The sequence below is a fragment of the Xanthomonas vesicatoria ATCC 35937 genome (assembly GCF_001908725.1).
Classification (GTDB): domain Bacteria; phylum Pseudomonadota; class Gammaproteobacteria; order Xanthomonadales; family Xanthomonadaceae; genus Xanthomonas; species Xanthomonas vesicatoria.
Genome location: NZ_CP018725.1, coordinates 1,156,187 through 1,169,492, shown reverse-complemented (window position 1 = coordinate 1,169,492; position 13,306 = coordinate 1,156,187). Strand labels below are relative to the sequence as shown.

Genomic DNA, 13,306 nt, shown 5'->3' with positions numbered 1-13,306 from the left:
CAGACTATCGTGGCGCATCGGTGCTGCAGCGGTGTTGCCGTCTGCGGCCGACTCATTCGATGCGGCCGTTGCCGCGGGAGCAAACGATGCAAACACGACAGTTGGGAAACAGCGGATTACAGGTGTCTGCGCTGGGCTTGGGCTGCATGGGTCTAAGTTATGGCTATGGGCCGGCGACCGCGCACACGCAGGCCGTCGCGTTGCTGCATGCGGCAGTGGAGCGAGGCGTCACCTTCTTCGATACGGCAGAGGCCTACGGGCCTTTCGCCAACGAGGCGTTGCTAGGCGACGCGCTGGCGGCGCACCGCGACCAGGTGGTGATCGCGACCAAGTTTGGCTTCAAGGATGGACATGCCGATGCCGGGCTCGACAGCCGCCCCGAACGGATTCGTGCAGTGGCCGAGGCCAGCCTGACGCGTCTGAAGACCGACCGCATCGACCTGTTCTATCAACATCGCGTGGACCCGGCGGTGCCGATCGAGGAGGTGGCCGGCACGGTTAAGGACTTGATCGCCGAGGGCAAGGTGATGCATTTCGGCCTGTCCGAAGCCGGTGCCGACACCATCCGGCGTGCGCATGCGGTACAGCCGGTGACGGCGGTGCAGAGCGAATACTCGTTGTGGTGGCGCGAGCCGGAGACCAGCGTGTTACCGACGCTGGAAGAACTGGGGATCGGCTTCGTACCGTTCAGCCCGCTCGGCAAGGGCTTTTTGACCGGCGCCATCGGTGCCGACACGCAATTTTCCGCCGACGATTTCCGCAATCAGGTGCCGCGGTTCGCCGCCGAAGCGCGGCAGGCCAATCAGGGACTGGTCGAACGTATCCAGTCCATCGCCGCCGACAAGGGTGCCACGCCGGCGCAGGTGGCGCTGGCGTGGTTGTTGTCGCGCAAGCCGTGGATCGTGCCGATTCCCTGCACTACCAAGCTGCATCGCCTGGAAGACAATCTGGGCGGCGCTTCGTTGACCTTGAGCAGCGAGGATCTTGCCCGCATCCAGCAAGCGCTGGATGCGGTAGCGATTGTCGGCGAGCGTTATAGCCCGGAGCGGCAGAAGCTGGTCGGTAAATAATCCCCGCGCTCCAGCCGCCCGCAAACAGACGCTGCCACCGGCAGCGCGCGATGCGGCGTTACCGATAACGCTTGGTAGCGCGCAGATATGCTTCTACACAAGCGCGTCAATGCAGCAGAGCGTGCCGAAGTACGTCGATCCCCGCCTTTAAAAGTGCCGCAAACCGAGGCGATCGTAGAAGCACTTTTGCGCGCGATGGGGCGTTACCGACAGGGCCTCGTCGCGCGCAGGCAGGCTCCTGCACGCGCGTGTCAACGCGCCAGATCGTGCCGCAATGCATCGATCACCACTTTGAGTGCGCTCGAAGACTGGCGGCGGCTGGGGTAGTACGCGTAGTACCCCTCGAACGGCTCGCACCAGTCTTCCAGCACGCGGCGCAATTGGCCGGCGGCGATGTGGTCCAGCACCATGGATTCCGGCAGATACGCTAAGCCCGCGCCGGCCAGCGCGGCGCGCAACATCGCACCGCTGCTGTTGAAGGTCCATTGCCCATCCACGCGCACCTTGATCTCGCGGCCCGATTGTTCGAACTCCCAGGCCAGCAACCCACCGTGCGTGGGCAGGCGCAGGCCGATGCAGTTGTGCTGCGCCAGATCGGCCGGGGCGGCGGGGATGGTGTGATGCACGAAGTAGCCCGGCACCGCGACCACCGCCATGCGCTGGGGAGGGCTGATCGGCACCGCGATCATGTCCTTGGCGACCTGGTCGCCCAGACGGATGCCGATGTCGTAGCGCTCGGCCACGATGTCGGCCAGGCCGTAATCCACGGTGACCTCGATCTTGAGGTCCGGGTAGTCGGGCAGCAGCTTGGACAGCGCCGGCCACACGTAGGCGTCGGCGGCGTGTCCGGCGGTGGTGATGCGGATGGTGCCGGCCGGCTTGTCGCGAAAGTCGGTGAGTGCGGACAGCTCGTCGTCGATCTCCTGCAGCCGCGGTGCAACCGTCGCGAACAGGCGCGCGCCGGCTTCGGTCGTCGACACGCTGCGCGTGGTGCGGGTCAGCAGGCGGATGCCCAACCGCGTCTCCAGTGCGCGCACGGTATGGCTCAACGCCGATTGCGAGACGCCCAGTTGCGCGGCGGCGCGAGTGAAGCTGCCTTCGCGCGCGACGGTGACGAAGACCTGCAGGTCGTTGAGGTTTTCCCGAGTCATTGCTGCCAGTGCCCGCTCCAGGCATGCGATTCATGCGGCAGCATCATGCGCGAAAGTGCGTGACGGCCTCAACGCCGCAGGGCGCGCAGCATGTGCATTGATGCGCTGCGTTTCTAGCTGCATGCAGATTTGCATGGGCAGTGCGCGTCCATCGGCGCGCTACAGTGCAGGCGACCGGATGCAGGGCAGCGCGCCCACTGTTGACTGCCAGATCGATGCGGCTGCTGTTCGACAGCGCAGCAGCTGCTGGTCTGCTCGATCTGCTGGGCGTCGTCCTTCGCGCCGCCTGGCAAGCGACCGCTACTTTGGTTCACCACGCTCTAGGAGTAACGCAATGAATTTATTCGCAACTGCAATGTCGTTATCGATGATGGCCGCGTCCCCAGCGCCAGGTGGCGAGGGCAAAGGTGGAGACGCGCAGGCTCCGATCAAGATAAACCGTGCCGGCGGCGCGGCGTCGGCGGTAGGGCCGGCCGACTACTTCACCGGCAAGGTGCGCATCGATGCGCCATTTCAGGCCGATGCGCCGGCACACGTGGGCGGCGCCACGGTGACTTTCGAGCCGGGCGCGCGCACTGCGTGGCATACCCATCCGTTGGGGCAGACGCTCATCGTCACCGCCGGTGTGGGGAGGGTGCAGGAGTGGGGCAAGCCGGCGCAGGAGATCCGCCCCGGCGATATCGTGTGGATTCCGCCGGGCGTCAAGCATTGGCACGGTGCAAATGCCACGGTGGCGATGTCGCATATCGCCATTGCCGAGTCGGTGGATGGTTCGCCGGTGACCTGGCTCGAACAGGTGACAGAGGCGCAGTACAAGGCCGATTGAGAAAGCAATCATGCTGCCGTGGTAGATCTGCCGTTTGCGACGGCACCTACTCACAGCATCAGTATTGCTGCAGGGGCGAGGCGGCTGTGGCGCACAGCGCAAGTTCTGCGTGCAGACGGCGGCGGCGGCGTCAGGCCGGCAGTCTCACGCCGCTTCGGTGGCGTCGGGCGCACTTGCGCGTAAGCGTTGTGCATCGCGCGCGGGCGGCTCGCCGAGGATGCGTGCGTAGTCGCGGCTGAATTGCGATGCGCTTTCATAGCCCACGCGAAATCCCGCGTCGGCAGCGGTCAGCGCCTCGGCCACCATCAACCGGCGCGCCTCGTGCACGCGCAGATGCGAGCGGTATTCAAGTGGCGTCATTGAGGTCACCGCCTTGAAGTGCGCATGGAAGGTGGAGCGGCTCATCGCCGACAGATCCGCGATCTGCTCGATGCTGAAACGCTGCGTGTAGTGCTCGCGCAGCCACACGACGGCCTTGGAGATCTGGTTGAGGCGGCTGTCGGCGACCGCCATCTGGCGCACCACCGCATTGGTGGGGTCGGCCATCAGGCGATAGAGCAATTCGCGCGTGACCAGCGGGGCCAGCGCGGCGATCTCCTGCGGTCGGTCGAGCAGGCCTGCCAGCCGCACCGCGGTGTCGTACAGCTGCGGCGTGCTGCGGTTGAGCAACAGGCCAGCGCTTGCGGTGTCGCGCTGCGGTTCGGCAAGTTCCGCATGGTGGATCGACAGCTCGCTGAGCACCGCGGTGTCCAGGTCCAGGCAGAAGCACAGGTACGGGTGCGCGGCGCTGGCCTCGATCACCGAGCCGACGATGGGCAGGTCCACCGATGCCACCAGATACATCTCCGGATGGTAGTGATAGGCCTGCGCTCCCAGCATCGCGCGCTTGCGGCCTTGCGCTACCAGGCACAGCATCGGTGTATACACGGTGGGGATGGAGTCGGTGGCGACGGCGCTGCGCATCACGTGCAAGCCGGCGATCGGCGTGGCGTGCATGCCATCGGCCGGCGCATGGCGCAGCAGGATGTCGGTCAGGTCGGCAGTGGCAGAGGACATGCGGGACGCTCGTGCGCGGCGCTGTGCGGCACAGCCGCGGTCCCGCGATCCTACAAGGGACGCGGTGTTGCGCCCATCAGTGGCGGACGCGACAACGCCGCGGGCGCTTGCGCGTGGCGGTGAGGCCGTAGCCACCAAGGCAATGTCGCTGATCGATCACTCACGCACATTCCGTATTCTTGCGACCTGTCTCCGGTGTCCCGATCGTCATGCCTGCGAAACCCCGACCCCTAGCTGCGCCCTCCACCCCTGCCGATTGGAAGGCGATCGAAGAGGCGGCGACCGCCGAGCTTGCCAGGCGCACGCAGCTGGCGCATCAGCAGATCATCGGCCTGCTGGGCACGCACGGACATCTGCTCAGCGATGCCCAGCGACGCGCGCTTGGCAAACGCCTGCAGCGCAGCGGGAAGTAAGAGGTTCGTTACCGCGCCCTCGGCATCCCGGCCGGGTCGAGCACGCGATGGCCTGGGCGTGGAGTGCCACACGTAAGCGGTCGCATGCGCTCTCTACGCGAACGATCCTCTATCAGGCCGTACGCAGGCGCTCATGTGCCAGAAACAGCGTCCCATGGCGGCGTCTGGCCGAAATGTTCGAGAAGGAAGTCGACGAACGCACGTACCCGTGGCGGCTGCAGCTGGCGTGCGGGCATGACGGCGCTGATGTTGGAGGCGGGAGGCGGGTGGTCCGTCATCACTTCGACCAGTCGGCCGGCGCGTAGTTCGTCGGCGATGTGCCAGTACGAATGCATCCCGATCCCTTGCCCGGCGAGCACCGCATCGCGTACCAGTTCGCCGAAGTTGCTCTCGAAGCGGCTTTGCATGCGCACCCGCACCTGGCCGCCATCCGGTGTCTGAAGTGTCCATAGGTCCTGGCGGCCATCGCGGCCCATCAGCAGCACGCCGGCATGCTGCATCAATTCTTGCGGAGTACGCGGTGTGCCGTGCCGTTGCAGATACGCCGGCGAGGCGGCCAGCGTGCGTCGGTTGTCGGCGATGCGTCTGGCCACCAGGCCAGAGTCGTCCAGCGCGCCGATGCGAATAGCCAGGTCGAACCCCTGCTGGACCAGATCCACCACGTCGTCGCTCAGATGCGCGCTGATGCGCAGGCGGCGGTGGCGGGCCTGGAACGCCGGCAGCAGCGGGGAGATGTACTGACGCCCGAACGACGCCGACAGGGTCACGCGCAAGGTACCGCCGACATCCTGGGCACTTTCGCGCAGGTCGTCGGCCAGCGCCTCCAGGTCGTCCACCAGCACCCGGCCGCGCTCCGCCAGCTGCTGTCCTTCCGGCGTGGGATGCAGGCGGCGGGTGGTCCGGTGCAGCAGGCGCACGCCAAGGTCCCGTTCCAGCCGCTTCAAACGCTGGCTGGCCACCGCCACCGACAGATCCAGGGTGTGGGCAGCGGCGGTGATCGAGCCCAGGTCCAGCACGCGCAGGAACAGCGCGATATCACCGAGACGGTCCATGCATTATCAACGTGGCATTGAACGTGAATCAGCATAACAAGGCTTCTTGAAGAGGATTGTGCGGCGCAGGCTGTGCGCAGTCCTTCCCAGGTTCCTGTCATGTCCTCTCCTGCGTCCCGTCTACCGCCGGCCCTGCTGGCGCTGACCATCGGTGCCTTCGGCATCGGAACCACCGAATTCGTCATCATGGGCCTGTTGCAGCAGGTCGCCACCGACCTGGGCGTCTCGCTCACCGCGGCTGGCCTGCTGATCAGCGGCTATGCGCTAGGCGTGAGCATCGGCGCGCCGGTGCTCACGTTGCTCAGCGCCCGCTGGCCGCGCAAGGCCGTGCTGGTGAGCCTGATGGTCGTGTTCACGCTGGGCAATCTCGCCTGCGCCCTGGCGCCCGACTATGCCAGCCTGATGGTGGCGCGGGTGCTCACCTCGCTGGCGCATGGCACGTTCTTCGGCGTCGGCGCGGTGGTGGCCACCTCCCTTGTGCCGCCCGAGCGGCGCGCCTCGGCCATCTCGTTGATGTTTGCCGGCCTCACCGTGGCCACGCTGCTGGGCGTGCCGGCCGGTGCATGGCTCGGCCTGCAACTGGGCTGGCGGGCCACCTTCTGGGCGGTAACGATGATTGGGGTGCTGGCCACGGCCGCGGTGGCACTGTGGGTGCCGGCCGCCGCAGGTGCAGCCGCGCCGGTGTCATGGCGACAGGAAATGGCTGTGTTGCGGCGCGGGCAGGTGGTGCTGGCGCTGGCGATAACAGTGCTGGGGTACGCCGGCGTGTTCGCCGTATTTACCTATATCCAGCCGCTGCTGGTGCAGGTGACCGGGTTCGCCCAGGCAGCGGTGTCGCCGGTGCTGCTGGTGTTTGGCATGGGCATGATTGTGGGCAATTTGCCGGGCGGACGGCTGGCGGACCGGCGCGCCACTGCCGCCTTGCTGGGCACACTGGCCGCGCTGGTGGTGGTGCTGGCGGCGATGGGCCTGGCCCTGCACAACAAGACCGCGATGGTGGTGGTTGTCGGACTGTTGGGCGTGGCCGCCTTCGCCACCGTGGCGCCGCTGCAATTGCGTGTGCTCGAATATGCACGCGGCGCCGGCCAGAACCTGGCCTCCAGTCTCAATATCGCCGCATTCAATCTGGGCAATGCCCTGGGCGCCTGGCTGGGCGGCGTGGCGATCGCCACGCACGCCGGCCTGGTCGCCACCCCGTGGGTTGCCGCGCTGTTGAGCGCCATCGGCCTGGGTATCGCATTGTGGAGCGTGCACCTGCAACGCCGCCACGCTGCGGCGCCGGACGCATGCGCGCAGATGGGTTGATTCGATTCTTCAGGCGTAGCGCGCAGACCGCGCAACCGCAGGCGTGCGCGATCGGCGCCTGTGCTCGGCAGAGCGCGTCGCGCCTGGCGCCGCATGTTGCTGGATCCACCGGCACTGCGTGGACTTTCTTTCGGTTTCAAGGAGCATCGCGATGGACACACGTTTTCTCGGCCGTTCCGGCCTTCAGGTACCGGTACTCGGCTTGGGCGCCGGCACGTTTGGCGGCAAGGGGCCGTTGTTTTCCGCCTGGGGCGATACCGACGCGGCGCAGGCGCAGCGCATGATCGATTTGTGCCTGGATTCGGGCCTGAACCTGTTCGACACCGCCGATGTGTATTCCGACGGCGCCTCCGAAGAGATTCTTGGCCAGGCGCTGCAGGGCCGCCGCGATCAGGTGATCCTGTCGACCAAGACCGGTCTGCGCCTGGGCGAGGGGCCCAACGATGCCGGCGCCTCGCGCTTGCGCTTGCTGCGCGCTGTGGATGCCTCGCTGCGCCGTTTGCGCACCGACTATATCGACCTGCTGCAACTGCATGCATTCGATGCAATGACGCCGGTGGAGGAAACCCTGTCCACGCTCGATGGGTTGGTGCGCGCCGGCAAGGTGCGGTATCTGGGCGCCTCCAATTACGCCGGTTGGCAGCTGATGAAATCGCTGGCCGTGGCCGACGCGCAGGGCTGGAGCCGCTTTGTTGCCAACCAGACCTATTACTCGCTGGCCGGGCGCGACTACGAATGGGAGCTGGTGCCGCTGGGCATCGACCAGGGCGTGGGTGCGGTGGTGTGGAGCCCGCTCGGCTGGGGCCGGCTGACCGGCAAGCTACGTCGCGGCCAACCGCTGCCGGACAACAGCCGCCTGCACGTCACCGCCGCAGCCGGCCCGGCGATCAGTGACGAACGCCTGTTCGATATCGTCGACGTACTCGACGCCATTGCCGAAGAAACCGGCCGCAGCGTGCCGCAGATCGCCATCAACTGGCTGCTGCAGCGGCCTACCGTGAGTACGGTGCTGATCGGCGCGCGCGACGAATCGCAGCTGCGCCAGAACCTGGGGGCGGTGGGCTGGGCGCTCACGGCCGAGCAGCGCACGCGCCTGGACGCAGTGAGTGCGGTGGAGCCGCTGTATCCGTATTACCCGTACTGGCGCGGCCATTTTACCGAACGCAGCCCGCTGCCGGTGTAACGCGGGCTGTGCCATCGCGCTACGCTGCCGCCAGGTGGCGACAGCATTGCGTGCATCACTGTCGCCGCATCATAACGGTCGTACCGCGCGCGGAATCACCTCGGGCACGATCGCTCCCACGCCCTTGCTGCCTTGCAGCTGTTTGCAATTGTCCAGTGCGGTGGCCACCGAGTCGTAGCCGATCATCGCGCTGCCATCGATGGCCGATGCATAGACCAGTGTGCCGCCGGTACGTGAGGCCAATCCACCGGCGATGGCGGGCGTGGTATTGAACAGTTTGATCGAGGAGCCAAGCAAGATCAGCTGGCCGCTGCGGGTTTCGAGCGCTGCGGCCACGCGCGGGGCTTTCCCCGTCGGAACCACGGCGCCCGTGCGTGCGGCCGTGCCGGCATCGAGATAGATCGCGTAGCGGTCGAAGCGTGCAACCGGGGCGTCTGTGGTGGTTTGCGACGCCGGCACTGCGCGTGCGGCGGTCGTTGCAGGCGCGTCGTCGGCCAGCCTGACCACTGCGCCGGGAATCAGCCGGAAGCTGCTACGTCCTGCAGCGATGGTCGGCCCGGTCGCCGCAGCGTGCAGGCGTTTGCTGTCGACCAGCTGCGCCGATGCGGGAGCGCAGACGCCGGCTGCAACGACAACGAGCAGAGTGAGTAAGGATGTCTTCATGTCAGTGACCCACCACGCGCATTTCGAATTCCTCCAGTTGTTCCTTGCCCTGGTCGGCGAGCATGTCGTCGACTTCCAGGGTCCAGCGCCCGGCCGAGGGTTCGTCCAGGAAGGCGTTGCTCGACGTCAGCCAGACCACGGTGCCGTCGGGGGCCTGATCGAGTGTGGAAAACGGCGTCATCACCGTGCTGCGCGTGCCGCTGGGCGACACCAGCACCACGCGCAGGTGACTTGGGTCCTTGTGGGTGGCCGAGAAATACAGTTGCACGCCTTCCACCTTGAAGGATTGGGTGATGTTCAGTGACAACCTGGCCGGTGCCGCGACACCTCCGATGGTGCTGCTGTTGCCTTCATACACTTTCCAGGTGGTGTCCTGCAGGGCGGGCAGCGAAGTGAAGTGCATTGCACGTTCTACAGCCGCAGCGGCGTCCACCAGCCCGAAGCCATACCAGTTGCTGAAACGATGGCCCGCCGCATTGGTCACCCAACCCGGGTCGATCACTGTGCCGTTGTAGAGGGCCTTGGGTTGAGTTGGGTCGACCTGGGTCGCGGTGGTTGCGAGGATGTATTTGACATCTCGCAGGGTCAGCTTTGGATTGGCGCCCAACATCAACGCCGCCACGCCCGCCACGGTAGGCGATGCCGCCGAGGTGCCGTTCATGCGCGCGGTGTAGTTGCACGATGCATCGATCTTGGAGCGGCTGCTGTCGAGCGCGTTCTGCATCTGGCGGGTGCGATCACGATTGTTGCCCGCTGCACAGCCGCTGAGGTCGGTGGTGACGATTGCGGCTTCATAGAAGCGCCGCAGCGGCAGAAGGTTGGTGAGCCCATAAGAGGGCCGGGCTGTTTCCGGGTGCGGATCGAAGGCGCGCTGAAACCCATACTCGCCACCCAGCCCGGAGACCCACAGCGCAGAGCCTGGAGATGAGTACGACGCCCGCACGCCATCGGCGTTGACGGAACCGGCCACGATCGTGGTGATCAGGTTGTTGAACTGGTCGGTGTTGGCGAGTGCGCAGCCGACACCGAGCTTGCGGGTCTGGTCTGCGCAGCGATCCACCGGATTGCCTTGTGCATCGTTCTCGATAAGGGCAAAGAACTCATTGCCGGCAGCTTTGACATACACCCCGCCTTTCCCGCCACGCTGCGCCTGCATGAGTCTTTCGAGCGACTGTTGTTCGTCGACTTCGGTGTAGGGATACACGCGCGACGTAGCGCCCCAACTATTGTTGAACACCTCCATGGCGCGCCCTTCCGGCCCGTCGCCCCAGGCGTAGCGAATGTCGACGTACTGCTTGCTGCCATCCGTCTCTGCAATTGCATTGAAACCAGCCAGCTTGGCCTCCGGTGCAACGCCACGTCCACCGATCCCGTTCCATCCGCGCTCGGCAATGATGCCCGCAACGGCGGTGCCGTGGTCGCTATCGATCTCGCTCGCTGCTGGCGTTGGGTCGTTGGAGCCGGTCAGGAAATTGCGCGAGCCGTTGGCGACGATATTGTCGACCAGGTCCGGGTGGGCAATCTCCAGGCTGTCATCGATCACTGCCACGTTGACGCCCGCACCGCGGATGCCGAGCGCGTGCAGGATCTCCACGTCCAGATCCACACCCGGAACTGGTCTGCCATCGCCAAAGACAGGCTGGCCGCGGTTGAGCAGATGCCATTGATAGCGGAACAACGGATCGCTGCCCACGGCGACGCCGCGTAGTGCAACGCTGGCACCAGGCGGTTGTGCGTTGACTGCGCCAAGTGCTGTAAATAGCGAGAGCGCAAGCGTACCCGCAGACGCCAGCGTCAGGCGGTTTGAAGGAGGTTTCATCTCGATGCCTTATGGGAAGGGGGCGGACGGGGGCCTTGCTGTTGCTGTGAAGCGCTGTGACGGGCAGGGCCGCATTGCGTGGATATCCGTGTATCAACCGGGCTTGCGCGGCCGTCCATGGCAACGACCGCAGACATCACCAAGCCGGAAGCGTTGCGTTCGCGTCAGTGCCCCACAATGCGCAGCTTGAAGTCCTGCAGCACTGCAGTGGCGGTCAGCCCGGTCATGTCAGTGACTTCCAGTGTCCAGTTCCCTTGCGCCCGTTCGTCCAGAAATGCATTGCGGGAGGTCAGGTCGATATAGAAACCGGTCTTGGCGTAGGCGGTGGCATCCAGTGCCGAGAACGGCGTAAGCACATAGCTGCGGGTCCCGCTGGGGACTTGAGTACCACGCGTAGATCGGTCGGTGTGCGATGTGTCGTGGCAAGCGAAAGTTGCACCGCTTCGACCTTCATATCCTGCGTGATGCGGATGCGCTGCGTTGCCGGGCGGGTGGGGTTGCCGATTCGGCTTGCTGCATCAGTGGATGGGCGCCACTGCGTATCGCGCAGTGGGGGTAATGACTTGAAGTTGATCGCCTTGTAAACAGCGGCTGCGCCGTCGGCCAGGCCGAAGCCATACCAGTTGCTGAAGCGGTGCCCCGCCGCATTGGTGATCCACCCCGGATCGACCACGCTGCCCTGGTACATCGCACGCGGTTGCCATGGATCGACCTGGCGCGCAGTGGTTGCGAGGATGTACTTAACGTCGCGGGCGCTTAGGGCGGAATTGGCACTCAACATGAGCGCGGCAACGCCTGAAACGGTCGGCGCAGCAGCGGAGGTACCGTTGAAGCGCGCGGTGTAATTGCAGTGGCGGTCGATCTTCGAACTGCTGGTGTCCAGTGCATTGGCCGGATCGAGACCGCGGTCCTGGTTGTAGCCTGCGGCGCAGCCGCTCAGGTCCGTTGTCACCAGCGCAGGCCCGTAGGCAAATGGCACCGCTTCAGCGGGCAAGCGCGCGCTTGGGTCAGGGACGAAGGCGCGTTGCATGTCGATCAGGCCGCCAAGCCCTGACACCCATACCGCCGAGCCGGGGGAAGAATATCCGGCGCGTTTGCCGGTGGCATCGACGCTTGCGACCGTGATGGTTTCGAAGAGGTTGTTGAGCGGGTCGAGATTGGCCAACCCGCAGCCGACCCCCGCCGTGCGGGCGCGTGGGCCGCGGAGGTCGCGCAGATTTCCGTGCTCATCCGGCATCTCCAGGCTGAGGAAATTATCGCCCGCCAATTTGACGTAAATGCCTCCCAGTCCGGCGCGGGTGGAGTGCATCAATGCCTCCCAGGACTGCTGCTCCTGTTGCGGAAAATCCATATAGAACGCGGCCGGCTGGGCCCAGCTATTGTTGAAGATGTCGATGGTTTTCGCTTCGACTCCATCGCCCCAGCCATAACGCACGCTGGCCAGGTTCCTGGACGCATCGCGGGCATCGAAATCGAAACCCGCAAGCATCGCTTCGGGCGTCACCCCGCGGCCACCGCGGCCATTCCAGCCAACGGCGGCGGCGATGCCCGCAACAGCGGTGCCATGTGGCGTAAACGGATCGGTGGAGGTGACGTCATGCGACCCGGTCTCGAAGTTGTATGAGCCGTTCGGATGATGTTGTCGGCCAGGTCTTCATGGCCCAGTTCCAGTCCGTCATCCACCACGCCCACGCGGACGCCTCTGCCCCGTAACCCCAGCTCATGCAGGATCTCCACGTCCATGTCCACGCCTGCAACCGGACGGATGTCACCGATGACCTGCTGGCCCCGATTCGAAATATGCCACTGATACCGCAGCAGCGGGTCGTCGTTGGCCGCACGCACTGCGGACCCGGGAGACGCCTTGGCGGCGGTCACCGCCATGAGCAGCGAGGGGGGCGATCAGCAGCACACCAATCACGAGCAAGCGCTGGCGTTTGCGAACAAGGTACATACCGTCTTTCTCCGGTCGATGACGAGGCAACGTCGGGCGAAGCGGGGACCATTCACCGGTGCGTGCGCAGGTGACACCGCGCTGTCGCTTGCCCGTGCGCTGCAGTGACGGTGAACGAGGTGGGTAGATGCGTCTGCGAACCGCCCGCCGCGTCGTTGCGCGACGGTTGGCCTGCTGCTGTGTGCTACATCGGTTGCATGACCGATTGCTGCACCACCAGCGCCGCCTGGATGCCCGGCTGGCTGGCGCGTAGACGGGTCAGCGCCTGTTGCGTCTTCTCGATCGAGGGATAGGCGATGACTGCGCTGTTGTCGATCCGCGAGGTATACACGATGCGCCCACCGGAACTGGTCGCCAGCGCGGTGGCACTGTCTGGTGTCGTATTGGTCAGCTTGAGCTGTGGTTGGACCAGGACCACACGCCCATTACGTTCGTTCACTGCCGCGGCAAGCGTGCGTTCGGTGGGGGCGTTCGATGTGGCAGCGAGGGTGGATGCACTACGCGCAGCGTTGGTTGACGGAAGCACTACCGCATACGGGCCGATCCGTGCGGCGACCTTGCCAGTGGCAGATGCCGCTGTGCTGCTGAGACGTGCGGTTGCGGCCGCCGCGGGAGGAGTGGCAGAGCGTTCGTCCGGCGCGGGGTCGGAGACCACCATGCCAGGCAACATGCGATAGCTGTCGCTTCCGGATTTGAATCGCTCGCCAGTGGCCGCAGCGCTAAGCGCCTGCGCATCCATGTATTGGCCAGCGTAAGCGGCACCGCAGGTAGCCAATGCTGCGATCAATGCCGAGCTGAGAAATGTGGTCTTCAT

At 65.4% G+C, this 13,306-nt stretch carries 11 protein-coding genes and 1 pseudogene; 5 read left to right on the top strand and 7 right to left on the bottom strand.

Going from position 1 to position 13,306, the window contains the following annotated elements:
- Nucleotides 1-86: 86 nt before the first annotated feature.
- Complete coding sequence (locus BJD12_RS05125; protein WP_042828452.1) at nucleotides 87-1,070, top strand: aldo/keto reductase; 984 nt, start codon at nucleotides 87-89, stop codon at nucleotides 1,068-1,070.
- 251 nt (nucleotides 1,071-1,321) lie between these two features.
- Here the strand turns inward: BJD12_RS05125 and BJD12_RS05120 are convergent, their stop codons facing one another.
- On the bottom strand, nucleotides 1,322-2,221 hold the full coding sequence (locus tag BJD12_RS05120) for a LysR family transcriptional regulator (RefSeq protein ID WP_005995938.1): 900 nt from the start codon (nucleotides 2,219-2,221) through the stop codon (nucleotides 1,322-1,324).
- Nucleotides 2,222-2,555: 334 nt separating this feature from the next.
- Here BJD12_RS05120 and BJD12_RS05115 point away from each other — a divergent pair, with 334 nt between their 5' ends.
- Nucleotides 2,556-3,047 (top strand): (R)-mandelonitrile lyase, encoded by a 492-nt coding sequence (locus BJD12_RS05115; RefSeq protein ID WP_058564073.1) that lies wholly within the window; start codon nucleotides 2,556-2,558, stop codon nucleotides 3,045-3,047.
- Between the two features lie 144 nt (nucleotides 3,048-3,191).
- Here BJD12_RS05115 and BJD12_RS05110 read toward each other — a convergent pair whose 3' ends face one another.
- Complete coding sequence (locus BJD12_RS05110; protein WP_005990800.1) at nucleotides 3,192-4,103, bottom strand: AraC family transcriptional regulator; 912 nt, start codon at nucleotides 4,101-4,103, stop codon at nucleotides 3,192-3,194.
- A 209-nt stretch (nucleotides 4,104-4,312) separates the two neighbouring features.
- On the opposite strand from BJD12_RS05110, the gene BJD12_RS05105 reads away from it, so the two are divergent.
- On the top strand, nucleotides 4,313-4,516 hold the full coding sequence (locus BJD12_RS05105; RefSeq protein WP_005990798.1) for a hypothetical protein: 204 nt from the start codon (nucleotides 4,313-4,315) through the stop codon (nucleotides 4,514-4,516).
- 131 nt (nucleotides 4,517-4,647) lie between these two features.
- On the opposite strand, the gene BJD12_RS05100 is transcribed toward BJD12_RS05105, so the two are convergent.
- Nucleotides 4,648-5,568: a LysR family transcriptional regulator gene (locus tag BJD12_RS05100; protein WP_005990796.1), complete on the bottom strand. Its 921-nt coding sequence runs from the start codon at nucleotides 5,566-5,568 to the stop codon at nucleotides 4,648-4,650.
- A 99-nt stretch (nucleotides 5,569-5,667) separates the two neighbouring features.
- On the opposite strand from BJD12_RS05100, the gene BJD12_RS05095 reads away from it, so the two are divergent.
- Together BJD12_RS05095 and BJD12_RS05090 are read left to right on the top strand one after the other, a co-directional pair.
- Nucleotides 5,668-6,873, top strand: a complete 1,206-nt coding sequence (locus BJD12_RS05095; protein WP_005990793.1) for an MFS transporter — start codon at nucleotides 5,668-5,670, stop codon at nucleotides 6,871-6,873.
- Nucleotides 6,874-7,024: 151 nt separating this feature from the next.
- Complete coding sequence (locus BJD12_RS05090) at nucleotides 7,025-8,056, top strand: aldo/keto reductase (RefSeq protein WP_005990791.1); 1,032 nt, start codon at nucleotides 7,025-7,027, stop codon at nucleotides 8,054-8,056.
- Nucleotides 8,057-8,125: 69 nt separating this feature from the next.
- Here BJD12_RS05090 and BJD12_RS05085 read toward each other — a convergent pair whose 3' ends face one another.
- The 4 genes and pseudogenes from BJD12_RS05085 to BJD12_RS05055 form a co-directional block, all read right to left on the bottom strand.
- Complete coding sequence (locus BJD12_RS05085) at nucleotides 8,126-8,719, bottom strand: hypothetical protein (RefSeq protein WP_005990790.1); 594 nt, start codon at nucleotides 8,717-8,719, stop codon at nucleotides 8,126-8,128.
- Between the two features lies 1 nt (nucleotide 8,720).
- Complete coding sequence (locus BJD12_RS05080; protein ID WP_042827834.1) at nucleotides 8,721-10,538, bottom strand: S8 family serine peptidase; 1,818 nt, start codon at nucleotides 10,536-10,538, stop codon at nucleotides 8,721-8,723.
- A gap of 164 nt (nucleotides 10,539-10,702) precedes the next feature.
- Nucleotides 10,703-12,422: pseudogene (locus tag BJD12_RS24100) on the bottom strand (S8 family serine peptidase).
- Between the two features lie 254 nt (nucleotides 12,423-12,676).
- Nucleotides 12,677-13,306: a hypothetical protein gene (locus BJD12_RS05055; protein ID WP_005990778.1), complete on the bottom strand. Its 630-nt coding sequence runs from the start codon at nucleotides 13,304-13,306 to the stop codon at nucleotides 12,677-12,679.